Source organism: Amycolatopsis vancoresmycina (assembly GCF_000716785.1).
Classification (GTDB): domain Bacteria; phylum Actinomycetota; class Actinomycetes; order Mycobacteriales; family Pseudonocardiaceae; genus Amycolatopsis; species Amycolatopsis vancoresmycina.
Map to the genome: position 1 here is coordinate 94,332 of NZ_JNYY01000005.1, position 20,641 is coordinate 114,972.

Annotated in this window: 26 protein-coding genes; 11 read left to right on the plus strand and 15 right to left on the minus strand. The window is 72.9% G+C overall.

Features of this window, described 5'->3' with window-relative positions:
- Positions 1 to 20 precede the first annotated feature (20 nt).
- From OO60_RS12370 to OO60_RS12390, 5 genes are all read right to left on the minus strand, one after another.
- Positions 21 to 281, minus strand: a complete 261-nt coding sequence (locus OO60_RS12370) for a hypothetical protein (protein ID WP_003105220.1) — start codon at positions 279 to 281, stop codon at positions 21 to 23.
- Complete coding sequence (locus OO60_RS12375) at positions 281 to 1,243, minus strand: TNT domain-containing protein (protein WP_033261486.1); 963 nt, start codon at positions 1,241 to 1,243, stop codon at positions 281 to 283. The genes OO60_RS12370 and OO60_RS12375 overlap by 1 nt, the downstream gene beginning before the upstream one ends.
- Before the next feature lie 115 nt (positions 1,244 to 1,358).
- Complete coding sequence (locus OO60_RS12380) at positions 1,359 to 2,288, minus strand: hydroxymethylglutaryl-CoA lyase (protein WP_004561106.1); 930 nt, start codon at positions 2,286 to 2,288, stop codon at positions 1,359 to 1,361.
- Positions 2,288 to 2,866, minus strand: coding sequence for a PH domain-containing protein (locus tag OO60_RS12385; protein WP_033261383.1), 579 nt, complete (start codon positions 2,864 to 2,866; stop codon positions 2,288 to 2,290). Before OO60_RS12385 ends, OO60_RS12380 begins: the two co-directional genes overlap by 1 nt.
- Before the next feature lie 84 nt (positions 2,867 to 2,950).
- On the minus strand, positions 2,951 to 3,745 hold the full coding sequence (locus OO60_RS12390) for a biotin--[acetyl-CoA-carboxylase] ligase (RefSeq protein ID WP_004561108.1): 795 nt from the start codon (positions 3,743 to 3,745) through the stop codon (positions 2,951 to 2,953).
- A gap of 81 nt (positions 3,746 to 3,826) precedes the next feature.
- On the opposite strand from OO60_RS12390, the gene OO60_RS12395 reads away from it, so the two are divergent.
- Both OO60_RS12395 and OO60_RS12400 read left to right on the plus strand, forming a co-directional pair.
- Complete coding sequence (locus tag OO60_RS12395; RefSeq protein ID WP_033261384.1) at positions 3,827 to 4,849, plus strand: C40 family peptidase; 1,023 nt, start codon at positions 3,827 to 3,829, stop codon at positions 4,847 to 4,849.
- Between the two features lie 78 nt (positions 4,850 to 4,927).
- Positions 4,928 to 5,644, plus strand: a complete 717-nt coding sequence (locus OO60_RS12400; RefSeq protein WP_004560048.1) for a DUF4097 family beta strand repeat-containing protein — start codon at positions 4,928 to 4,930, stop codon at positions 5,642 to 5,644.
- On the opposite strand, the gene OO60_RS12405 is transcribed toward OO60_RS12400, so the two are convergent.
- Both OO60_RS12405 and OO60_RS12410 read right to left on the minus strand, forming a co-directional pair.
- A complete protein-coding gene (locus OO60_RS12405) occupies positions 5,622 to 6,278 on the minus strand; it encodes a response regulator (protein ID WP_004560047.1) in 657 nt (218 codons plus the stop codon). The two genes, OO60_RS12400 and OO60_RS12405, sit on opposite strands and share 23 nt — an antisense overlap.
- Positions 6,275 to 7,372 (minus strand): sensor histidine kinase, encoded by a 1,098-nt coding sequence (locus OO60_RS12410; protein WP_004560045.1) that lies wholly within the window; start codon positions 7,370 to 7,372, stop codon positions 6,275 to 6,277. Before OO60_RS12410 ends, OO60_RS12405 begins: the two co-directional genes overlap by 4 nt.
- Before the next feature lie 178 nt (positions 7,373 to 7,550).
- Here OO60_RS12410 and OO60_RS12415 point away from each other — a divergent pair, with 178 nt between their 5' ends.
- Positions 7,551 to 7,874 (plus strand): DUF6223 family protein, encoded by a 324-nt coding sequence (locus tag OO60_RS12415; RefSeq protein WP_033261385.1) that lies wholly within the window; start codon positions 7,551 to 7,553, stop codon positions 7,872 to 7,874.
- A 10-nt stretch (positions 7,875 to 7,884) separates the two neighbouring features.
- Positions 7,885 to 8,223, plus strand: a complete 339-nt coding sequence (locus OO60_RS12420; protein WP_033261487.1) for a VOC family protein — start codon at positions 7,885 to 7,887, stop codon at positions 8,221 to 8,223.
- 22 nt (positions 8,224 to 8,245) lie between these two features.
- Here OO60_RS12420 and OO60_RS12425 read toward each other — a convergent pair whose 3' ends face one another.
- A complete protein-coding gene (locus OO60_RS12425) occupies positions 8,246 to 9,286 on the minus strand; it encodes an oxidoreductase (protein ID WP_033261386.1) in 1,041 nt (346 codons plus the stop codon).
- Positions 9,287 to 9,351: 65 nt separating this feature from the next.
- Between OO60_RS12425 and OO60_RS12430 the strand changes: the two genes are divergently transcribed.
- Positions 9,352 to 10,200 (plus strand): sigma-70 family RNA polymerase sigma factor, encoded by an 849-nt coding sequence (locus OO60_RS12430; RefSeq protein WP_033261387.1) that lies wholly within the window; start codon positions 9,352 to 9,354, stop codon positions 10,198 to 10,200.
- On the opposite strand, the gene OO60_RS12435 is transcribed toward OO60_RS12430, so the two are convergent.
- Positions 10,187 to 10,774, minus strand: coding sequence for a dihydrofolate reductase family protein (locus tag OO60_RS12435; protein WP_004559185.1), 588 nt, complete (start codon positions 10,772 to 10,774; stop codon positions 10,187 to 10,189). The two genes, OO60_RS12430 and OO60_RS12435, sit on opposite strands and share 14 nt — an antisense overlap.
- A 189-nt stretch (positions 10,775 to 10,963) precedes the next feature.
- Here OO60_RS12435 and OO60_RS12440 point away from each other — a divergent pair, with 189 nt between their 5' ends.
- Positions 10,964 to 11,782 carry a class I SAM-dependent methyltransferase gene (locus tag OO60_RS12440; RefSeq protein WP_004559184.1) on the plus strand — a complete coding sequence of 273 codons (819 nt, stop codon included), beginning with the start codon at positions 10,964 to 10,966 and terminating at the stop codon, positions 11,780 to 11,782.
- Between the two features lie 16 nt (positions 11,783 to 11,798).
- Positions 11,799 to 12,437: a TetR/AcrR family transcriptional regulator gene (locus tag OO60_RS12445; protein ID WP_004559183.1), complete on the plus strand. Its 639-nt coding sequence runs from the start codon at positions 11,799 to 11,801 to the stop codon at positions 12,435 to 12,437.
- Positions 12,438 to 12,685: 248 nt separating this feature from the next.
- On the opposite strand, the gene OO60_RS12450 is transcribed toward OO60_RS12445, so the two are convergent.
- Positions 12,686 to 13,072: a nuclear transport factor 2 family protein gene (locus OO60_RS12450; RefSeq protein ID WP_004559182.1), complete on the minus strand. Its 387-nt coding sequence runs from the start codon at positions 13,070 to 13,072 to the stop codon at positions 12,686 to 12,688.
- A 96-nt stretch (positions 13,073 to 13,168) separates the two neighbouring features.
- On the opposite strand from OO60_RS12450, the gene OO60_RS12455 reads away from it, so the two are divergent.
- Positions 13,169 to 14,071: a LysR family transcriptional regulator gene (locus OO60_RS12455; protein ID WP_004559181.1), complete on the plus strand. Its 903-nt coding sequence runs from the start codon at positions 13,169 to 13,171 to the stop codon at positions 14,069 to 14,071.
- On the opposite strand, the gene OO60_RS12460 is transcribed toward OO60_RS12455, so the two are convergent.
- The gene (locus OO60_RS12460; protein WP_004559180.1) at positions 14,028 to 14,912 is read right to left on the minus strand and encodes a transglutaminase-like domain-containing protein; all 885 of its coding nucleotides are present in this window, start codon (positions 14,910 to 14,912) and stop codon (positions 14,028 to 14,030) included. The two genes, OO60_RS12455 and OO60_RS12460, sit on opposite strands and share 44 nt — an antisense overlap.
- Before the next feature lie 21 nt (positions 14,913 to 14,933).
- Complete coding sequence (locus tag OO60_RS12465; protein ID WP_033261388.1) at positions 14,934 to 15,956, minus strand: GlxA family transcriptional regulator; 1,023 nt, start codon at positions 15,954 to 15,956, stop codon at positions 14,934 to 14,936.
- 44 nt (positions 15,957 to 16,000) lie between these two features.
- On the opposite strand from OO60_RS12465, the gene OO60_RS12470 reads away from it, so the two are divergent.
- Positions 16,001 to 16,777 carry an NAD(P)H-dependent oxidoreductase gene (locus OO60_RS12470; RefSeq protein WP_033261488.1) on the plus strand — a complete coding sequence of 259 codons (777 nt, stop codon included), beginning with the start codon at positions 16,001 to 16,003 and terminating at the stop codon, positions 16,775 to 16,777.
- On the opposite strand, the gene OO60_RS12475 is transcribed toward OO60_RS12470, so the two are convergent.
- Together OO60_RS12475 and OO60_RS12480 are read right to left on the minus strand one after the other, a co-directional pair.
- The gene (locus tag OO60_RS12475; RefSeq protein ID WP_004559177.1) at positions 16,761 to 17,510 is read right to left on the minus strand and encodes an SDR family oxidoreductase; all 750 of its coding nucleotides are present in this window, start codon (positions 17,508 to 17,510) and stop codon (positions 16,761 to 16,763) included. The genes OO60_RS12470 and OO60_RS12475 overlap by 17 nt on opposite strands.
- A complete protein-coding gene (locus tag OO60_RS12480) occupies positions 17,507 to 18,358 on the minus strand; it encodes an NAD(P)-dependent oxidoreductase (RefSeq protein WP_155849013.1) in 852 nt (283 codons plus the stop codon). Before OO60_RS12480 ends, OO60_RS12475 begins: the two co-directional genes overlap by 4 nt.
- An 82-nt stretch (positions 18,359 to 18,440) precedes the next feature.
- On the opposite strand from OO60_RS12480, the gene OO60_RS12485 reads away from it, so the two are divergent.
- Positions 18,441 to 18,806, plus strand: coding sequence for a winged helix-turn-helix transcriptional regulator (locus OO60_RS12485; RefSeq protein ID WP_205624254.1), 366 nt, complete (start codon positions 18,441 to 18,443; stop codon positions 18,804 to 18,806).
- Here the strand turns inward: OO60_RS12485 and OO60_RS12490 are convergent.
- Positions 18,772 to 19,962 carry an FAD-dependent monooxygenase gene (locus OO60_RS12490; protein WP_004559174.1) on the minus strand — a complete coding sequence of 397 codons (1,191 nt, stop codon included), beginning with the start codon at positions 19,960 to 19,962 and terminating at the stop codon, positions 18,772 to 18,774. The genes OO60_RS12485 and OO60_RS12490 overlap by 35 nt on opposite strands.
- Before the next feature lie 73 nt (positions 19,963 to 20,035).
- Between OO60_RS12490 and OO60_RS12495 the strand changes: the two genes are divergently transcribed.
- Positions 20,036 to 20,608, plus strand: coding sequence for a TetR/AcrR family transcriptional regulator (locus OO60_RS12495; protein WP_004559173.1), 573 nt, complete (start codon positions 20,036 to 20,038; stop codon positions 20,606 to 20,608).
- The last annotated feature ends 33 nt before the right edge of the window (positions 20,609 to 20,641 follow it).

The following is a 20,641-nucleotide window of genomic DNA, read 5'->3' on the forward strand; positions in this document are numbered from 1 at the left end:
GTTCTAACTCGCCTTACCACTCACGAGCCGGGGAGCAGGCCGACGGCGCCGCGGGCGACCTGCGCCCAGGCCAGCCGGCCGAAGAGGTAGTGGCACGCCACCTGTTCGCTGGTGAACCGCGCCCAGTCGTAGCGGTTGCCCTGCTCGCGCCAGAACACCTCCCACGCCTCGTCTTCGCCCTGCATCAGGCACCAGGCGTTGTCGACCTCGGCGCCGAGCGAGACGACCTCCGGCGGCACGCCCAGCACGCCGAGCCACCGCTGGATCGACTGGGTGTTCATCAGTCCTCTTCCCCCTTGGCCTCGGCGAGGTAGCCGAGGGTCACGAGTTCGTCGGCCGCCAGCAGGGCACGGTACCGGGTGCCGCCGCCGACCTGGCCGAACCAGTTCGCCGTCTCCGACCGCCACATCGGCACCGCCCGCACCACGACGTACCGGCGGTACTCGGCGTCCAGGAATGCGGGCGGCAGCGAGCGTTCGGCGAACGGGGTGCCGTCCTCGAAGAGCACCCGCCCGTACGCCGGGCCGAAGCGGTCGAGGACGGTGTTGGCCGGAACCATCACCGGCTCGGGGTGGTCCACGCTGCCTTCGGGGAACTGCTCGCCGGGCGGCCACGCGTATTCGGGACCGAGTTCGCTGTGCCCGACGACGAACCGGCGGATCCACACCGCCTGCGTCGCGCGGGCGTACGGCACGTACCCCTCGGTCAGGTGCCGCGGCACCGGCCGCGACGGCGCGGTCGGCGACCGGCGGAAGCCCGCGGTGACGTTGGTGAGAGCCTGGTCGTCGAAGATCAGCCGGGCGTCCGGGTGGTCGTTCGGCGCGAAGCCGTCCGGGTCCTCGGGCAGCGGCAGCTGGCGCGCCGGCTTGTCCATCGCCACCGGCAGGTGCCCGATCGGGAACATGTGCACCAGGAACAGCGCGACGATGCTTTCCCGTTCCGTGCGCGGCGAACCGAGCGGCGGCAGCGGCACGGGCGACCCCGGGTTCGGTGGCGGGCCCGCCACCGGCGGGGGCGGCCCGGCCGGCGAAGGCGGCGGCGGGACCGGGGGCGCCGGGGGCAGCGGGAACGGCGGCAGCAGCGGCGACACCGCGTGCGGCCACGCCGCGGAGCTGCCCGAGGGCGGGGTCGGCGCCTCTTCGAAGGCGCCCGAATCCGCCAGGCCGTACCCGGGCAGCTGCACCGGCCCGGTGTCGAGGTCGGCCTCGACCGGTTCGGAGCCCGCCTCGGAAGGCTCGGTCACACCCATCCTCCGGCTCGGTCGGTGCCCGGCGGGCACACGATGTTCGACGCGGCCGCGGCGCTGCCGGTCCCCCTTGATACCGCACCCCTTCCCTGGGAGCGCGACGAGGTCAACGTCAACCCAGTGCGGCGACCACGCGGGACGGGCTCGGGCGGCCGAGCTGTCCCGCCATCCACACGCTGGCCCCGACCAGCGCGTCCAAGTCGACACCGGTGGCCACCCCGAGGCCCTCCAGCATCCACACCAGGTCCTCGGTCGCCAGGTTCCCGGTGGCCGATTCGGCGTACGGGCAGCCGCCGAGCCCGCCCGCCGAGGAGTCCACAGTCGACACTCCACATCGGAGCGCCGCCAGCGTGTTGGCGAGAGCCTGACCGTAGGTGTCGTGGAAGTGCACGGCCAAAGTACCGACGTCGCCGAACAACCCGATCAGGTTCTCGACCTGGCCGGCGGTCGCGACGCCGATGGTGTCGCCGAGGGAAAGCTGCGAGCACCCCATGTCCAGCAGGCGACGGCCGGCGTCGGCGACCTGCTTGGCCGGCACGGCCCCTTCCCACGGGTCGCCGAAGCACATCGAGAGGTACCCGCGCACGTCGAGACCCGCCTCGCGGGCCCGCGTGACCACCGGTTCGAACATCGCGAACTGCTCGTCCAGCGCCGAGTTGAGGTTCTTGCGCGCGAACGTCTCCGTCGCGCTGGCGAAGATCGCGATGTGCTCGACCCCGGCTTCGAGCGCGCGGTTCAGACCCTTTTCGTTCGGCACCAGCACCGGGTACCGGACGCCTTCGCGGCGGTCGAGCCGCGCGAGCAGCTGCTCGGCGTCGGCCAGCTGCGGCACCCACTTCGGGTGGACGAAGCTGGTCGCTTCCAGCGTCGTGAGGCCGGCGCCCGCGAGCCGGTCGAGGAACTCCAGCTTGACCTCGACCGGGACGATCGCCTTTTCGTTCTGCAGGCCGTCGCGCGGCCCGACCTCCCAGATCGTGACCCGCTCCGGCAGGTCGCCCGCCGAGGGAACGCGCTCGGGCAGACCCAGTTCACGCGTGCCCATCAGCGCCGTCTCTCGCCGCGCGGCGGGTGCCCGCCGCCCTGGGGCGGCAGCGGCGTGGTCTGCTGGGTGCCCGGCCGGTAGTCGTCGTACGGGTTGTCGTTGACCTCGCGGTAGATGACCGTGTGCACCTTCTCGACGTGCGGGATGTCCTCGAACCGCAGCGGCTCGTCCGACGCCGACTCGATGATCAGCGTGCCGCAGCCGAAGACCCGGTCCAGCAGGCCGTGCTCGAACTGGACGCTGTTGATCCGGCCCATCGGGATGTCGATGCCGGTGCGCTTGAGCACGCCCTCGCGGGCGATCAGCCGGTCGGTCGTGACGATGAAGTGGGTGGTCCGCCAGCGCACGAGCGGTGTCAGGAACAGCCACACGACCAGCACGAGCGCCACGACCCCGATGGCGATCAGCCCGACCGAGTTCCACGGCGAGGACGCGTCCTTCGCCAGGATCGCCAGCCAGGTGCCCGCACCCACGGTGACCAGCAGCGCGAGCGTCGGGAAGATCAGCATCTTGAAGTGCGGGTGACTGTGCACCACGACGTGCTCTTGCTCGCTGAGCAAATCGTCCGGATAGGCCACGGCGGACGCTCCCAAGGTCGGTGCGGCGGTGTCGCCCCACCGTACCGGCGAGACGCCCGGCCGGTGAGTGCAACGCCCGGGAAATCAGGCCGGGCGGACGTGGACCACGTCACCCGCGAAGATCGTGTGCCGCTGCCCGCCCGCCACGTCGACCTGCAGCTGCCCGGCGGCGTCGATGTCGGCCGCGCGGCCGGTCAGCGAACTGCCGTCCGGCAGCTGCACCTCGACGTCCTGGCCGAGGGTGGCGCAGTGCGCGCGGTAGTCGCCGAGCAGCCCGGCCTCGGTGAGGTCGCCGCCGGCCAGGCGCCAGCGCCGCTCGAGGTCGTCGAACCCGGTGAGCAGGGCGACGGCGACGTCGGTGCGGTCGGTGTTCGTGGCGCCCCGTTCGGCCAGCGACGTCGCGGGCAGCCCGCCGGGGCCCGGCTGGACGTCGCCGAGGGGCAGCACGTTGAGGCCGATCCCGAGCACGATCGACGGGTCGTCCCCGGCGACGGCCTCGGCGAGGATGCCGGCGCACTTGGCGCCGCCGGCGAGGACGTCGTTGGGCCACTTGAGCACGGCGTCCACCCCGATGGACGCGGCGGCCGCCCGGACGGCGAGCCCGGCGACGACGGACAGTGACCCCAGCGCCGCGAAGGGGACACCCGGCCGGAGCGCGACGCTCAGGTACAGGCCGCCTTTGGGGGAACTCCACGATCGGGCCCGCCTGCCGACACCGGCGGTCTGCTCCTCGGCCAGCAGGACAGTCCGGTCCGCCGCCCCTTCCTCGAGGGCTTTCCGCAGGTCGGCGTTGGTGGAGCCGGTGCGCTCGACGACGTCGACCCGCGCATAACGATCTTGAAGCGCCGCAGTGAGCCGGGCAGCGTCGATCTCAGGCATGTGCCCACAATATGGGAGTCCCCCTAACGTGCAAGCTACTCGCTCGTTCACTAAGAGGTGCGCTCTTCTAAGTTGGAACCTGTGACGACGAAGCAGACTTCGTGGGCCCGCGGCGCTGCGCTGCGCGGCCTGGTCGCGCTGCCGCTCGTCGCCGGTCTCGTCACGGCGGGCTGGCTGCTGGCCGACCGGTCGCCGGAGCCCGCGCCGGCTCCGCCGCCGGTGGTGCGCGAGGCGGTCTCGGGCCCGTCGGTCCTCGAAGTCAGCGCACCGGTGAAGGCGCAGGAACCGGGCCAGGGCGCGTCCGGTCAGGGCGGCAAGAGCCCGTTGCAGCAGTGGGCCGACCAGCTCGCCGGGCCCCTGGACATCCCCGCGGACGCGCTGATCGGCTACGCGAACGGCGAGCTGGCGCTGCGCGGCGAAGACCCGTCGTGCCACCTCTCGTGGGTCACCCTCGCCGGGGTCGGCTCGGCGGCGTCGAACCACGGCCGTGACGGCGCGAACCCCCTGGGCCTGACGGCGGCCCAGGCCAAGAAGTACGGCGCCAACGCGCCGGTCGCGGCCGGGCGCGCCCTCTGCGCGGGCGGCACGGACCTCGGCGCCGGCCCCGGCTGGTGGAAGGCGATCGCGGCCTACCACCCCGGCAGCGACTCCGAGCTGTTCCGCCAGCGCGTCCTCGGCATGGCCCAGCTGTACGCGACGCTGTCGCTCGACCCGGCGTCGGCCGGTTCGGCCCGCGTCCGCGCGACCCGGTTCGCGCTCGGCCAGCTCGGCCTCCCGTACGTCTGGGGCGGCAACGGCCCGGACTCGGGCGCGGCGGGCTTCGACTGCTCCGGCCTGACGAAGGCGTCGTACGACAGCGCGGGCGTCGCCCTGCCGCGGACCGCGGACAGCCAGTTCCGCGCGCTCCCGCCGGTCCCGGCTTCCGACGAGCCCCGCCTGGGCGACCTCGTCTTCTACGGCAGCCCGGCAACGCGGATCCACCACGTCGGGCTGTACCTCGGCAACGGCCTGATGATCAACGCGCCGACCGAGGGCCAGGCGATCCAGATCCACACGTACCACTCGAAGGGTGACGACTACGCGGGCGCGGGCCGGCCCGCCTGAGCGGGTGTCCGGGCGGTGTCAGGCGCGTGTCAGGTCGTCCGGTGATCGTGGTTCCACCGACCACGAGAGGAACCCCCGATGACCACCTTCGCCACGCCGCAGCCCATCACCGCCACGCTGACCACCGCCGGCGCCCGCATCCGGGTCACCGCGACCGACCGGCCGGACACCGTGGTGCGGGTCGCGCCCGTCGACCCGGCGAACAAGGCGGACGCGAAGGTGGCCGAGCGCACCGAGGTCGCCTTCGCCGACGGCGAACTGTCGGTCAAGACGACCAAGTCGGGTGAGAAGCGCGGTTCGGTCGCCATCACGGTCGAGCTTCCCGCCGGCTCCCGGCTGGTGCTGAACACGGCGTGGACGGACGTCCGCACCGAAGGCCCGCTCGGCGACTGCCTGCTGAACGTCGCCTCGGGTGACGTCCACCTCGGTCACGTCACCGGCCACGCCACCATCGAAGGCGGCTCGGCCGCGGTCCGGCTCGGCCACGCGCAGGCGACGGTCGAGTTCAACAGCGCGGGCGGCAGCTTCGACGTCGACCGGGCCGACGGCGACGTCGTCGCGCGGGCGGGCGCGTGTCCGATCCGGATCGGCAGGCTCACCCGCGGTGAGGCGCGGCTGGCCAACGCCTCCGGCGGCATCGACGTCGGCGTCGCCGAGGGCAGCGCCGCCCGGGTGGACGCCGGCAGCACGAAGGGTCAGGTGCGCAACTCGCTGCCGGAGGAACCGGCGGCCGAGGTCCGCATCCACGCCCGCACCCGGCGCGACGACATCGTCATCCACCGCGCGGCCGCGTAAGTCCCGATTCGTAGGCGAGCACGACGAGCTGCGCGCGGTCCCGCGCGTGCAGCTTCACCATGGCCCGGTTGACGTGCGTCTTCGCGGTGAGCGGGCTGATCACCATCCGCGCGGCGATTTCGTCGTTGGACAGGCCGCGGGCGACGAGCGCGACGGCTTCGCGTTCGCGGTTGGTCAGTTCCGCCAGGCCCGCGCCGGGGACGGGCGGCTGGGTGACGTACCGGTCGATCAGCTTGCGCGTGATCGACGGCGCCAGCAGGGCGTCGCCCCGGGCGGCGACGCGCACGGCGTGCAGGAAGTCCCCGGGCTGGATGTCCTTGACGAGGAAGCCGGCGGCGCCCGCGCGCAGCGCGTCGAAGACGTATTCGTCCAGGCCGTAGTTGGTCAGGATGACGACGTGCACGGCGGCCAGCGCGGGGTCCGCGGCGATGCGCCGGGTCGCCTCGATGCCGTCCACACCGGGCATCTGGATGTCGACGAGCGCGATGTCCGGCCGGTGGTCCAGGGCCAGGCGCACCGCTTCGGCGCCATCAGCGGCCTCGGCGACCACCTCGATGTCGTCCTCGACGTCGAGGAGCGCGCGGAACCCGCTGCGGATCAGCGGCTGGTCGTCGGCCAGCAGGACGCGGATCACGCCGGGTCCACCGGCAGCTCGGCCCGGACGCGGAAGCCGCCTTCGTGGCGGGGCGCGGCTTCGAGCCGGCCACCCAGCGCCGTGACGCGCTCGCGCATCCCGGTCAGCCCGACGCCCGGCACACTGTCCACAGTGGCCTGTCCGTCGTCGTCGACCTGGACGACGAGCGCGCCGGGCCGGTGGTCGATCCGGACCGACGCGGTGGCCGCGGCGGCGTGCCGGGCGGTGTTGGTCAGCGACTCCTGGACGATCCGGTAGGCGGTCCGGCCGACCGCGGCCGGCACGTCGTCGCGGCGGCCTTCGATCGTCAGCTGCGCGTCGAGGCCCGCGGTGCGGACGCGGCGCACGAGGTCGGGGACGTCGTCGAGCCCGCGCGGCGGGTCCCGGTCGTCGTCGCGCAAGGCCTCCAGGGTCGCGCGCAGTTCGCGGGCCGCCTCCCGGCCGGCGTCCCGGATGGCCAGCAGGGCTTCCGGCACGTCCTCGCCCCGCTTCCGCGCCAGGTGGACGGCGACTTCGGCCTGCACCTTGATGACGGAGATCTGGTGGGTGAGCGAGTCGTGCAGCTCCCGCGCGATGTGCAGCCGTTCCTCGTCGGCGCGCCGGCGCGCGGTTTCCTCGCGGGTGCGCTCGGCTTCGTCGGCCCGGCGTTCGGCCTGGCGCAGCGCCTCACCCGCCGCCCCGGCGGCGATCAGCCACGCCAGCTGGAGGACGTCCCGCGACTGCGTGAACGCCTCGCCGGTGTGCAGGCCGGAAGCCAGCAGCGCGAGCGGCACCCCGGCCAGCATGAGCACCGAGCCCACGACGGCAGCGACCCGGTGTCCCGCCCGGACGGCGGCGTACACGGCGAACAGGTAGGCCACGACGGGCACCTCGAACCCGGCGGCCTGGTAGCCCAGCGCGCACACCGCGGTCACGGCCAGCACGACGACGGGCGCCCGGCGACGCGCGGCGAGCGCCAGCCCGCCGGCCACCAGTGCGGCGTACCCCAGCACGTCGAGGTCCCCCGGCGGGTGTGTCGCGGACAGCCCGGCGGCCAGCAGGGCCGCGGCGACCCCGACGGCGACCACGGCGTCCACGATCCGTGCGCGGCTCACCCTCGCACCCTAACCGCCGGGAACTGCTGCGTGCGGCGCATTTCCGGGCTACTGCGCCCGCGGTAGTCCCCCGGTTCCTGCGACGCGCGCAGCAGCGCGAAGTGTCTGCTCCGGCACAACGACGGCGAGGACTCCGGCGGACATGCTCTCCGGCATCCGAAACCCCAAGGAGCGCCTCATGAACGTCCACCTCGCCGCCGTCAGCACGTACGCCCTGACCCCCGGGCGGCTCTGGTCCCTCGTCGCCGCGGTCCTCGGGATAGCGGGCGTGGTGGCCGGCGGGCTGGCGCTGGCCCGCGGCCGCGGCGTGGTCGTGGCGCTGGCCGGTGGCGTGGCCGCCGCGGTCATCGGCGGGTGGGTGGTGGCCGCCGCCAAGGGCGGTCCCGGCACCGGCTACGGGATCGTCGGCGGCTACGCGGCGCTGGTGATCGGGCTGGTCGCGCTGGTGCTGGGCGGGCTGGCCGTCGCCCGCTCGCGCGGTTTTGTCGGTGGTCGCCGCTAGCGTCACGGGCATGTACGAAATCGACTTCGCCGAGTTCCCGTCCACGTCGGCCGCGGCGTCCGGCCGGTTCTTCGAGCGCGCGTTCGGCTGGGCGGCGACACCGTACGGCCCGGACTACACCGACGTCCGGGCCGCCGGCCTCACCTTCGGGTTCCAGTCGGACCCGGCCGAGCAGCCACGCGCACCCCTGCTCACCATCCGCACGGACGACCTGCCGTCGGCCCGCGAGGCGGTGGAAGCAGCGGGCGGCGTGGTGACGAAGGAGCCGTTCGCCTTTCCGGGCGGGCAGCGGTTCCACTTCCGCGAGCCCGGCGGGAGCGAGCTGGCGGTGTGGTGCCCGGACGCCTGACGCGACGGCCGGTGCGCCGCTTCTACTGGGACACCGCCGCCTGCTCGACGTAACCCGCGGCCCCGCCGCCGTAGTACGTCGCCGGATCGGCGGCCGCCAGAGGCTGCCCGAGCGCGAACCGCGTCACCAGGTCCGGGTTCGCGACGAAGTGCCGCGCGTAGGACACCGCGTCGGCGATACCCGCGTCGATCACGGCGTCGCCCAGCTCTCGGTCGAAGCCGTTGTTGACGATCAGCGGGCCGTCGAACAGCTCCCGGTAGCGGGCGAAGGCCGCGAAGTCCGGCCCGGCGTCCGGGCCGCGCAGGTGCAGGTAGTCCACGGCGAGGCCGGCGACCAGTTCGTCGTACTCGGCGCGCAGCTCGTCGTCCACAGTGAACAGTCCGCCGGTCCACCACGGCGACAGCCGGACGCCGACACGGCCGTGCGCCGCGGCCGCCTCGACGACCTCGGCCAGCAGCCGGCGTCGGCCGGCGGGCGAGCCGCCGTAGGCGTCGGTGCGCCGGTTGAGCCGCGGGTGCAGGAACTGGGCGAGCAGGTACACGCCGTTGGCGGCCAGCTCGACGCCGTCGAACCCGGCTCGGCGCGCGTTCCGCGCCGCCGTGCCGTAGTCCGCGACCGTCGCCCGGATCTCGGCCACGCTCAGCTCGCGCGGGACGCCGGTCGGGCGTCGCCCGGCCGCGGTGTGCACCGGCTCGTCCGGGTCCACCGACGACGGCCCCGCCGGCCGCCGCCCGCCGAGGAAGTCCGGGTGCGAGACCGCCCCGGTGTGCCACAGCTGCAGCACGATCCGGCCGCCGAGCGCGTGCACGACGTCGGTGACCCGCCGCCACCCGGCGACCTGGGCTTCGGTGTGGATGCCCGGCACGTCCGGGAAACCCACGGCCCGTTCGCTCACCCAGGTGCCTTCGGTGACGACGAGCCCGGCACTCGCCCGCTGCGCGTAGTAGGCGGCCTGGAGCGCGCCGGGCACCCCGCCGGGGACGCGCGCCCGGGTCGTCGGCGCCAGTACGACGCGGTTCGGCAGGCACCAGCCGTCCAGGTGGGCAGGGGTCAGCAGGCTCATCCGGTCACCTCCGGTCGCGGGAACACGTCGAGGAGGCGACGGTGGACGCGAGCGAAAGGTGACCGATGGACGACCTGGCGGCGGAGTTCGAAGCCGAACGCGGCAGGCTGCGCGGCCTGGCCTACCGGATGCTCGGTTCGGCGGCCGAAGCGGACGACGCCGTGCAGGAAGCGTGGTTGCGGCTGAGCCGGGCCGATCCGGTGGACAACCTGGCGGCCTGGCTGACCACGGTCGTCTCGCGCGTCTGCCTCGACGTCCTGCGGTCGCGGAAGGCGCGCCGCGAGGAGGCTTTCGAGGTGTTCCCGGAGCCGGTGGCCGACGCCGATCCGGCGGGCGAAGCCGAACTCGCCGATGCGGTGGGCCGGGCGCTGCTCGTCGTGCTGGACGCGCTCGGCCCGGCGGAGCGGATCGCGTTCGTGCTGCACGACCTGTTCGCGGTGCCGTTCGACCGGATCGCACCGGTGCTGGACCGCACGCCGGTGGCCGCGAAGAAGCTGGCGAGCCGCGCGCGGCAGCGGATCCGGGGCGGTTCCCCGCTGCCCGCGGCCGACCTGGCCCGGCACCGCCGGGTGGTGGAGGCGTTCCTGGCCGCGGCCCGCGGTGGCGACCTCGCGTCACTGCTCGACGTGCTGGCGCCGGACGTCGTCCGCCGCGCGGACGCGGCCGCGCTGCCGGCGGGCGCGGCGCTGGAGGTGCGGGGCGCGCGTGCGGTGGCCGAAGAGACTCAGGTGTTCGGGAAGCGGGCCCGGTTCGCCGCGACCGCACTGGTCGACGGCGCGGTCGGCGTCGTCGTGGCGCCGCGGGGCCGGCTGGTGCTCGCGCTGGCGGTGACCGTCGAAGGCGAGCGGGTGGCGGCGTACGAGGTGATCGCCGACCCCGCCCGCCTCGCCGCGCTGCACGTCACGCTCGCTTGACGCGGTAGAACAGGTGCGTCACCCGGGTGCCCTCGGTGACCTCGGGCTCGGTCAGCTCGGTGACGGCGTCGAGGTGGTCGAACAGGCGGACGCCGGAGCCGAGCAGCACCGGAACCAGGTCGACCTGGACGCCGTCGAGCAGGCCGAGGTTCAGGCACTGCTGGGCGATCGTGGTGCTGGCGACGGCGACGTGCTTGTCGCCGGCGACCTTCTTGGCCTGTTCGACCGCGCTGGCGATGCCGTCGGTGACGAAGGTGAACGGCGCGTCCGGGTGCGGCCAGTGCGCGGGCTCTTCGTGGGTGACGACGAAGACGGGCACGGCCATCGGGTGCATGCCGCCCCAGCCGTCGGTCAGGTCGAACAGGCGGCGCCCGGTGATTAGCGCGCCGAGGTTCTCCATCACGGCGCGCAGCATCTTCGCGCTGGGTTCGGAGGTGGTGAAAACGGCCCCGGCGGCGGTGGACACCTCGACGTCCCCGTTGCCGTACCACTCGAACAGGCGATCCACGCGGTCTTCCGGATCGGCCACGAAGCCGTCGAGGGACATGGACATGTTGGCGATGACGTCGGCCATGACGACTCCTTTTTCGCTGGTCGGAGGCGGTTTGCCCCACCGGGGGCCAGTCTTGCGCGCCGGCGCGGCCGGAAGATCTGCCACCTGGCCGACATCCGGCAGCGGATGACCGGTGCCTTGACAGGTTCCCGGCGCGGGGCCACGATGAACAAGTGTTCATGAACGCAGGTTCATAACGGAGGGGCGGCAATGACCGGGATCGTCAACACGGCACAGGCGGAGGCATGGAACGGCTATGAGGGGGAACACTGGGCGGCACACGCCGACCGCTACGACGCGGTGAACGGCGGCCTCAACGATTGCCTGCTCGACCGGGTGGGCCCGGACGACCGCGTACTCGACATCGGCTGCGGCAACGGCCAGCTGACCCGGCTCGCGGCGGCCCGAGCCCGGTCCGCGGCCGGGATCGACCTGTCCGGGCCGATGCTCGCAACCGCGCGGGCCCGGGCGGCCGACGTCCCGAACGTGACGTTCGAGCAGGGTGACGTCCAGGTCCACCCGTTCGCCGAGGGCGGGTTCGACCTGGCGATCAGCCGGTTCGGGGTGATGTTCTTCGCCGACCCGGTGGCGGCGTTCGCCAACGTCCGGCGAGCGCTGAGCCCGGGCGGTCGCCTCGCGTTCCTCTGCATGACCGCGCTCGCCGGCACCGACCTCGGCCGGGTGTTCGGCGCACTGGCGGCGTATTTTCCCCAGCCGACCGGCCCGGACGGCAGCGGCCCGACGTCGTTCGCGGACCCGGACCGGACCCGGGCGGTGCTGACCGAGGCCGGCTTCGAGGACGTGGTGTGCACCCGCGTCGAGGCGGACCAGGTGTGGGGCCGCGACGTCCCGGACGCGGCGCGCTTCATCGCGGGCTGGGGCCCGGTCCGCCACCACCTGGCCATGGTCGACAGCGCGACGGCGGCCCGGGCGACCGAGGCCCTCGCGGCGGCGCTCGAGCCGTTCGCGGGCCCGGACGGGGTCCGCCTGCGCGGCACGGCGTGGCTGGTCACGGGAAGGAGGTCGTGACGACGACGGCCGTACGATGGCGGTGATGTCACCGAGGAAAGCCGCCGCCCAGCGGGACGGGCAGTCACTGCACGACCTGCTGGTCGAGACCGCGCAGAAGATGATCGCCACCCACGGCACGACCGGGATGACCGTGCGCGAGATCGCCCGCCTGGCCGGCGTCGCCGACGGCGTGCTCTACAACCACTTCTCCGACAAGGAGGAGCTGGTGGCCCGAGCCCTGCTGGAGCACGTGCGCACGACGGAGGCGGAGCTGGGCGAGCTGCCGGTGGCCGGCGAAGGCACCCTGACGGGCAACCTCCGCCGGCACGTGGAGTTCGGGCTGGCGCTGCACAAGGCGCTGGTCCCGGCGTTCAGCGGCCTGGTCGGCCAGCCGAAGGTGCTGGAGCGGTTCGCGGAGATCAGCGAGCGCTCCGGCTACTGGCGAGACCGGCTGGTGGCCTACCTCGAAGCGGAACGCACCCTGGGGCGCCTGCGAGTGGAGTCCGAAGTGGACGCAACAGCGGCCATGCTGGTCGGCTACTGCCACGCCTCGGTCCTGACAACGCTCTTCCCGCACACGGCCCCCCTCGACCCACCCCCGGTGAACGCGGTGGTAGCGGCGGCCCTCCACGGCATCGCACCCCCGGATGCCGAGGGGGACACCGAGGCTTGAGGGTTGGAGTGGACCGGCACCGCTGAGCGGCGGCGGCCGAGGCGCGCACTCGGGTGCGGCTCCGCGGCTGAGCTCTGACGTAGCCGAGGGACCGCGGAGTCGAGGCGGCACTCCGGAGCAGCCCCAGCGGCTGAGCTTCTGCCACTCCGGCGTAGCCGAAGCGGCCACAGCCGCCGAGGCGCGAACCCGGGCAGGCCCGAGCCGCGTCCCTCGGCCCTGCAGCGCCTGGCCACCCGACCGGCCCCCACCTAAACCATCGGGTTACCGCTCACCGTGACCTCCGGAACCTCCTGCACCACATCCCAGTGCTCGACGATCCGCCCGTCCCGCACCCGCATCACGTCCGCGATCGCACTGCCCCGCGAATCCGGCGTCAGGCGGAGCACGCTGTGCGTACAGACCAGGTCGTCCTCGGCGAGCACCCGGTGCACGTCCAAGGTCAGGCCCGGGTGGCCCGCCACGAACCCCGCCAGGTAGCGGGCCGAGGCCGCCGCGCCCGCCGGGGCGTGGGGGTTGTGCTGGATGTAGTCCTCGCCGACGTACTCGGCGAACGCCTCTGCCGGGCGCTTCTCCGTGAACGCCAGGCGGAGGAAAGCCAGGACCACTTCCTTGTTGTGCTGTTGCGATTGCGTCATCGATGTCCGTCCTTTGTGGAGTTATCGACACCAAGCCCACCATGCGCGAATCAGAAAGGGAAAGACCTGTGGACTCTGCCGCGATACTCTCCCGGTATGGACGATGTCGAGGTCCGTGAGCTGCGGTACTTCCGCGCGGTCGCCGAAGAGCTGAACTTCTCGCGCGCCGCCGAGCGGCTCGGGATGGCTCAGCCGCCCCTCTCACGCGCCATCCGGCTGCTGGAACGGCGGCTCGGCGTCCAGCTCTTCGAACGCACCAGCCGGCACGTCTCGCTGACGCCGGCCGGGAACGTCCTCTTCACCGAGTCGGCGAAGGCGCTGGATGCCGTCACCGCGGCGGTGCGGCGTACGCGGCGGGCCGCGCAGCGGACGCCGGCGCTCGTCGTCACCGCGAAACCGGGCGTGGCGACCGATCTGCTGCGGCGGATCGCCGACGCGCACCCCGATCCGGTCGAGGTGCGGGTCAGCGGGTTCGGCGAGCAGACCGGCATGCTGCGTGACGGCCGCGCCGATGTGGCGGTCCTCGGCTGCCAGGGCCAGCCCCAGCACGGCCTCGACGTCGAGGTGCTGTTCAGCGAGCCGCGGGTGGCCGCGCTGCCGTCGGGGCACGAACTCGCCGGGCGGGCCGCGCTGGCCTGCGCGGACTTCGCCGGGCAGCCCACTCCGTGCTGGCCGCTGTCCTCGGCCGCGGACCGGGCTTACTGGTCCGGGCAGGACGTGACCGGCGGGCCGGTGACGCCGGGGCCGGTGGTGCACGACAGCGCCCAGCTGCTGGAGACCGTCGCGCTCGGGCAGGCGATCGCGCTGCTGCCGGCATCGGTTGCCGAGCTGCGTTCGCGGGACGACGTCGTCTACCGGCCGGTCATCGACGCGACGCCCTACACGCTGGCCCTCGCCTGGCCGGCCGGGGCGCGGGATCCGCGGATCGCGAGATTCGTGCGGACCGCCGTCGAGGTCAGCGAAGCACTACCTCGGCCAGGTGCTGTTCCGGCGGGGTGACAGTGCGGATCACCGGCGGCACCCGGACGTCGCCGGCTTCGAACGCGGCCCGCAGCTGCCCGACGTCGGCGGTGGCCATCAGCCCGGCCAGCTCGTCGGCGCGGGCGAGGGTGGCCGGGGGCAGTGAGACGGAGTCGTCGAGCGCGCCCCAGATGTCCCACTGGAGCATCTCGTGCTTGTTGAGCGCGGCGAGGTCGAGCACGAGGTTGTGCCACGCGTACGGGATACCGCGCAGGAACGGCACGTCCAGGTCCGGTGCCACGACCAGCAGGGCCGGGTCGAGGTCGCCCGCGCGGGCCGCGGTCCACGCGTCGGGGCCGGTCAGAAACCGGTCGCGGGGGACGTCGAAGAGATCGAACTCGGCCTCGTCCACCGGGTCGCGGAAGCCCGCCGGCAGCTGGGGCTCGACCAGGTGCCAGCCGTCGTCGTCGCGGACTTCGGCGACGACGTGGTCGAGGTACCAGCCCGGCATCAGGTAACTCGCGAAACCGACCCGGGCGCGAGCCGGGATGCCGTGGTGGCGCGCCATCGAGACGAACAGGAGGGTGAAGTCGCGGCAGCAGCCGACGATCCGGTTCAGCGGCGGCCGCGGCCGGCCCGGTGGGGCCGGGTCGAGCTCGCGCAGGCGAGCCCACATGTCCGTGGCGTACCGCAGCGTGATCTCGGCGCGGCGGGCCGCCGGGAAGCCGTGCTCGGTGATGTCGCCGGCCGCCCAGTAGTGGAACACGAGCTCGGACGCCGCTTCGCGCAGGGCCGCGATCGTGCGCGGGGTTCCGTCGAGCCAGCCCGCGTGCGGGCCCGGGTCGGAGAAGCGGCTTTGGCTGACGTAGAAGTCGTCCATACCTCCGACGCTAGCCGGATTTCAGCCCGCTTGGGCCGCCAGTTCCCCGCGGAACGTCGAGCGGTACGCGCTCGGCGACACCGCGAGGGCCGCCTGGAAGTGCTGGCGCAGCGACGCCGCCGTGCCGAACCCGGCTTCGGTGGCCACGCGGTCGACCGGCAGGTCGGTCTCCTCCAGCAGCTGGCGGGCGCGCTCGACCCGTTGCTGCGTCAGCCATTGCAGGGCCGAGACGCCGACCTCGTCGCGGAAGCGGCGGGTGAACGTGCGCGTGCTCATCGCCTCGCGGGCGGCGAGCTCGCGCAGGGTCAGCGGCCGGTGCAGGTTCTCCAGCGCCCACGCCCGCGCCGCCTTCGTCGACGACGTGCGGGGCTCGGGCACCGGGCGGCGGACGAACTGGGCCTGCCCGCCTTCGCGGTGCGGGGACACCACCGTGCCGCGGGCGACCTCGTTGGCCACGGCGGCGCCGTGGTCGCGGCGGATCATGTGCAGCACCAGGTCGATGCCGGCGGCGACACCCGCGGACGTCAGCACGTCGCCGTCGTCGGTGTAGAGGACGCACGGGTCGACGTCGACCTCGGGGAACCGGTCCTGCAGCTCTTCGGCGGAACGCCAGTGGGTGGTCGCGCGGCGGCCGTCGAGCAGGCCGGCCGCGGCCAGCACGAACGCGCCGGTGCAGATCGACGCGATGCGGGTGCCGTCGGGGATGCGGTCGAGCGCGGCTTTGAGCGACGGGGTCAGCACACGCGCCCTCGGCTCGTACTCGACCAGGGACGCCGGGACGATCACCGTGTCGGCCTCGGCGAGCACCTCGGGGCCGTGGTCGACCGGGATGGTGACGTCGGAGTCGGTGCGCACCGGGCCGGGCTCCACCGTGCAGGTCACGACCTCGTACAGCGGCTCGCCCGCCGCCGAACGCGCCTGGCCGAACAGGCGGTGGACGATGCCGAGCTCCATCACGAGCATGCCGTGGCGGACCAGGACGGCGACGTGATGACGGTTCGGGTGCACGAAGACCATGGCCCGATTCTTGCACAGGTTGGCCATCGGGCCACTCGATCGAGCCACGCCCCGGCGTGATCATCGAGGTCATGAACGTCTTGTGGGTTTTCGCGCATCCCGAACCGCGCTCGCTGAGCGGGGCCCTCCGCGACGACGGGCTCCGGACGCTGCGCGAGCTCGGCCACGACGTCCGGGAGTCGGACCTGTACGCGATGAAGTGGAACCCGGTGGTCGACGCCGCCGACTTCGGAGCCGAAGCCGGGGACGGGCGGCTGGTCGTCGGGGCGGCCTCGGCCCGGGCGCACGCCCGCGGCGAACTGAGCGCGGACATCGTCGCCGAGCAGGAGAAACTCGACTGGGCCGACGCGGTCGTCGTGCAGTTCCCGCTGTGGTGGTACGGCCTGCCTGCCATCCTCAAGGGCTGGTTCGACCGCGTCTTCGTCAAGGGTTTCGGCTACGGCGTCCGCGCCGAGGACGGCCGGACCCTGCGCTACGGCGAGGGCCGGCTCGCGGGCAAGCGCGCGATGGTGGTGCTCACCGCGGGTGCCCGCGAGCCGGCCATGGGGCCGCGCGGGGTGAACGGGTCACTCGACGAGGTCTTGTTCCCGCTGCAGCACGGGACGCTCTTCTACGCCGGGATGTCGGTGCTGCCGCCGGTCGCCGTCCACGGCGCCGACCGCGTGCCGGACGAGCAGTTCGCCGAAGCGCGGGCCCACCTTCGTGAACGGCTGCGCACGCTCGGAACCACCGGCCCGATCCCGTTCCGCACGCAGAACGGCGGCGACTACGACGACGAGCTGGTCCTGCGCCCCGACCGCGCGCCCGGCGCCACCGGCCTGGGCGTGCACCTCACGCGGGCAGGGTGAGGCGCTGGCCGAGCCCGCCGTCCACGGGGAGGTCGGCGCCGGTGGTGAACGTCGCCTCGAAGGCCAGGAACAGCACCGCCGCCGCGACCTCCTCCGGCGTTGCGTGGCGCTTCAACGGCGTGATCTCGTCGCCGATCGCCTTGAACTCCGCCAGCACGGCCTCCGGTACGCCGGTCACGCCCATCGTCGGCGTGTCCGTGTAGCCGGGGCTGACCACGTTGACCCGGATCCCGCGCGGCGCCAGCTCGGCCGCGTACGTGCGGGCGAACGACCGCACCGCCGCCTTCGCCGCCGAATACAGGCCCATTCCGGCGATCCCGGCCCCGGCCGCGACCGAGGTGGTGAACACGAACGAACCACCGGACCGGACCAGCGGGGCCAGCCGCCGCGCCGTGAAGTACGCGCCCTTGGTGTTGACGTCGAACGTGCGGTCGTAGAGCTCGGGTGTCGCGTCCTCGTACGGCGTCAGCGTCGAGAAGCCGACGTTGGCGAACACCAGGTCCAGCTCACCGAGCGTCTCCGCGGCCACCTGGCCCAGCTCCTCGACGTCGGCCAGGCGGGCCGCGTCCGACGACAGCAGGTGCGCCTTGCCCGGCAGCGTCCCGTCCAGCGGCGAAACGTCCCGGCCGGTCAGCAGCACCTCCGCGCCGCCGTCGAGCAGGGCGCGCACCACCGCCAGCCCCATGCCGTGCGTGCCGCCCGTCACGACGGCCTTCTTCCCCAGGTACTTCACCGGATCTCCTCGATGACGCTGGCGATCGCGTGCGAGCCGTGGCCCGACGCGACCGCGCGGTCGAACAATTCCTTCAGCGCGGCGGGCACCGCCGTGCCGATCCCCTGCGCGCGGCTCGTTTCCACCAGCAGGGCGAGGCCCGCGGCGTTGATGTCCAAGGCGGACACGTCGGTTTCGTAGTCGCCACTGGCGACCTGGGTGCCGATCCCGGTCAGGAACCCGCCGACGGCCGCGTGCCAGCCCAGCGCCATCGGCGTGAACCGCTCGGGTGTGATGCCCTCGGTGCCGACCAGCGCGAGGGCGTGCAGGTAGCCACCCATCGACGACCACATCATGCCGAGCAGCGCCAGGTCGTACAGCGCCGCCAGGCCGGCGTCCTCGCCGAGGAACACCGGCTCGCCCAGGACTTCCAGCACGCCGCGCTGCGCCTCGAACACCGGTTCCGAACCGCTGTAGAGGATCCGCGCCTCCGGTGTCCCGATCCCCTGCGGGACGGCCATGATCACGCCGTCCACGTACTCGATGCCCTCGGATGCGGCCCACTTCGCGACGCCGCGGGCCTGCTCCGGCGTCCCGGACGTGAGGTTGACGAGCACCTTCGGCGACGCCGCGGCCAGCACCGGCTGCTGACTGTCGTATGTGGACAGACAGCTGACGACGACGTCCGCCGTGGCCGCCTCCTCGGGCGTCGCCGCGAGCCGCGCGCCGCGGTCGAGCAGCGGCCCGGCCTTCAGCGGCGACCGGTTCCACACCGAGACGTCGTGTCCCGCCCCCAGGAGCGCCCCGGCGAGGGCGGTGCCCATCCGCCCCAGGCCGAGCACGCTCACGTGTTTCCTGCTTTCTCCCATGGATTCCATGCTGCGGGCGCGCTTTACACTGGACAAGTACCGACTAATAAGTCAGGTACCCACCAAAACGTAAGGATCCTGGATGCAGCCTCGAACGTACCGCTGCGGATTGGACGCGGCCGTCGACGTCATCGGCGGCCGGTGGAAGGCCCTGATCCTCTGGACGCTGCACGCCGAGCCGCTGCGGTTCGGCGAGCTGAAGCGGAAGGTGGCGGGCATCAGCGAGAAGATGCTGATCCAGGCCCTGCGCGAATTGGAGGCGGACGAGATCGTGCACCGCGAGGTGTTCCACGAGATCCCACCGAAGGTCGAATACTCGCTGACGGACCTGGGTCAGCGGCTGAACACGGCGTTGCTGCCGCTGGGCGACTGGGGCGAGGAGAACATGGCCGGGATCGCGAGGCGCCGGGGCGTCACGCCGGCACCCCCGCATACGGCTTCAGCGTGATCGCGTTGCCCGCCTTCAGCGGCAGTTCCTCGATCAGCTTGCGCCACGGCAGGTACGGCAGCAGCCGGTAGGTGAGGTTGCGGAACTTCAGCCACGCGCGCGTCGGCGGGACGAACCACTTCCCGTTGCCCACGGCCAGTTTCTGGCAGGCGTCGACGAAGCCGCGCAGCTCGTCGCGGTAGGCGCCGAACGCCGTCGTGTGGTCGCCGTCGGCGGCCGCGAGCTCGCCCGCCAGCACGTAGGCGCCGACGATCGCCAGGCTGGTGCCCATCCCCGAGAGGGGCGCGGCGCAGTACGCGGCGTCGCCGACCAGCGCGACGCGCCCGCGCGAGTACGAGTCGAGCTTGATCTGGCTCGCCGAGTCGAAGTAGAAGTCCGGCGCTTCCCGCATGGCTTCGAGCAGGGCCGACGTCTCCCAGCCGGTGCCGCGGAACGCCTCTTCGACGATCCGGCGCTGCTGCTCCACGTCGCGATGGTCGTAGTCCAGCCGGTCGGCGCCGAACCAGAACAGCGCCTTGGCCTCGGTGTTGTCCTTCGCGCTGTAGACGCCGACGGTCCGGTTCGGCTCGTTGTAGAACCGGCCGGTGCGGTCGAGGCCGAGGTGGTTCGGCACGGTGCCGATCGAGACGTAGTAGCCGAGGTCGTGGCGGAACCGGGACTCGTCGCCGAAGACCAGGGACCGCACGTTCGAGTGCAGCCCGTCGGCCCCGATGACCAGGTCGAACTCGCGCGGCTCGGCGTGGGCGAAGGTGACGCTGACGCCCTCGCCGTGTTCGCTGATGCCGGTGATCGAGTCGCCGAAGACGTACTCGACGTCGTCCTTCGTCGCGTCGTACAGGATCCGCGCGAGGTCGCCGCGGAGGACCTCCAGCTCGCCGCTCTGGTAGGTCGGCGGCGTGACCACGAGCGGCCGGTCGTCACTGTCCACATAGGTCACTTCGCCCATCCGGGTCGCGGCCGCCTCGACCGCGCCCAGCAGCCCCATCCGGTCGAGGACCTGCAGCGACGCGCCACGGAAGTCGACCGCGTAGCCGCCGTCGCGCAGCTCGGGAGCGCGTTCGACGACCGTCGGCGAGAAGCCGTGGCGGCGGAGCCAGAAGGCGAGGGCGGGGCCGGCGACGCTCGCGCCGGAGATGAGGACTCGGTTGTTTCGCATGCCGAGAACGGTAACCCCGATTTGGGCGATCGCGCAAGACGTTAGCCTAAGACGTCCGTGCTAGGCTCCGGCCATGGGCAACAAGGAAGCACTGCTGGCCGCCGCGAAGCACTGTCTGCACGAGAAGGGCTACGCCCGCACGACGGTGCGTGACCTGGCCTCGGCAGCGGACGTCAGCATGGCCGCCATCGGCTACCACTACGGCTCGCGCGAAGCGCTGCTCAACGCCGCCCTGATCGAGGCGAACGAGGAGTGGGGCGTCGCGCTGGCGAAGACGCTGCAGGCCGCAACACCGCCGGACACGGCCCCAGCCGAGCGGTTCGAGCTGATCTGGCAGCGGGTGATCGAATCGTTCGACGAGCACCGGCGCATGTGGGCGATGACGTTCGAGGCGTACGCGCAGCCGGACCTCGACGAGAAGGTCCGAGCCCAGCTGGCCGGCGCGCTCGAACTGGCTCGCCACGGCCTGGCGAACCTCTTCCAGGGCCTCGACGAAGGCAGCGACGCGGCCCGGGCCGCCGGCACGGTGCACCAGGCCCTGCTTTCGGGGGTGATGCTCCAGTGGCTGGTCGACCCGGACCACGCGCCATCGGGCGCCGACCTGGTCCGCGGCCTGCGCCTGATCGCCGAGGACGTCCTCGCTTGATCCCGACTAACACCGTCGCGGGCCGGCATTACC

What these genes read in the sequence shown, in the direction of transcription:
- OO60_RS12370 (WP_003105220.1), bottom strand. Translation starts at nt 281, where the DNA reads ATGAACACCCAGTCGATCCAGCGGTGGCTCGGCGTGCTGGGCGTGCCG.
- OO60_RS12380 (WP_004561106.1), bottom strand. Translation starts at nt 2,288, where the DNA reads ATGGGCACGCGTGAACTGGGTCTGCCCGAGCGCGTTCCCTCGGCGGGC.
- OO60_RS12390 (WP_004561108.1), bottom strand. Translation starts at nt 3,745, where the DNA reads ATGCCTGAGATCGACGCTGCCCGGCTCACTGCGGCGCTTCAAGATCGT.
- OO60_RS12400 (WP_004560048.1), top strand. Translation starts at nt 4,928, where the DNA reads ATGACCACCTTCGCCACGCCGCAGCCCATCACCGCCACGCTGACCACC.
- OO60_RS12415 (WP_033261385.1), top strand. Translation starts at nt 7,551, where the DNA reads ATGAACGTCCACCTCGCCGCCGTCAGCACGTACGCCCTGACCCCCGGG.
- OO60_RS12420 (WP_033261487.1), top strand. Translation starts at nt 7,885, where the DNA reads ATGTACGAAATCGACTTCGCCGAGTTCCCGTCCACGTCGGCCGCGGCG.
- OO60_RS12425 (WP_033261386.1), bottom strand. Translation starts at nt 9,286, where the DNA reads ATGAGCCTGCTGACCCCTGCCCACCTGGACGGCTGGTGCCTGCCGAAC.
- OO60_RS12430 (WP_033261387.1), top strand. Translation starts at nt 9,352, where the DNA reads ATGGACGACCTGGCGGCGGAGTTCGAAGCCGAACGCGGCAGGCTGCGC.
- OO60_RS12435 (WP_004559185.1), bottom strand. Translation starts at nt 10,774, where the DNA reads ATGGCCGACGTCATCGCCAACATGTCCATGTCCCTCGACGGCTTCGTG.
- OO60_RS12440 (WP_004559184.1), top strand. Translation starts at nt 10,964, where the DNA reads ATGACCGGGATCGTCAACACGGCACAGGCGGAGGCATGGAACGGCTAT.
- OO60_RS12445 (WP_004559183.1), top strand. Translation starts at nt 11,799, where the DNA reads ATGGCGGTGATGTCACCGAGGAAAGCCGCCGCCCAGCGGGACGGGCAG.
- OO60_RS12450 (WP_004559182.1), bottom strand. Translation starts at nt 13,072, where the DNA reads ATGACGCAATCGCAACAGCACAACAAGGAAGTGGTCCTGGCTTTCCTC.
- OO60_RS12455 (WP_004559181.1), top strand. Translation starts at nt 13,169, where the DNA reads ATGGACGATGTCGAGGTCCGTGAGCTGCGGTACTTCCGCGCGGTCGCC.
- OO60_RS12460 (WP_004559180.1), bottom strand. Translation starts at nt 14,912, where the DNA reads ATGGACGACTTCTACGTCAGCCAAAGCCGCTTCTCCGACCCGGGCCCG.
- OO60_RS12465 (WP_033261388.1), bottom strand. Translation starts at nt 15,956, where the DNA reads ATGGCCAACCTGTGCAAGAATCGGGCCATGGTCTTCGTGCACCCGAAC.
- OO60_RS12470 (WP_033261488.1), top strand. Translation starts at nt 16,001, where the DNA reads ATGAACGTCTTGTGGGTTTTCGCGCATCCCGAACCGCGCTCGCTGAGC.
- OO60_RS12480 (WP_155849013.1), bottom strand. Translation starts at nt 18,358, where the DNA reads ATGGGAGAAAGCAGGAAACACGTGAGCGTGCTCGGCCTGGGGCGGATG.
- OO60_RS12485 (WP_205624254.1), top strand. Translation starts at nt 18,441, where the DNA reads ATGCAGCCTCGAACGTACCGCTGCGGATTGGACGCGGCCGTCGACGTC.
- OO60_RS12490 (WP_004559174.1), bottom strand. Translation starts at nt 19,962, where the DNA reads ATGCGAAACAACCGAGTCCTCATCTCCGGCGCGAGCGTCGCCGGCCCC.
- OO60_RS12495 (WP_004559173.1), top strand. Translation starts at nt 20,036, where the DNA reads ATGGGCAACAAGGAAGCACTGCTGGCCGCCGCGAAGCACTGTCTGCAC.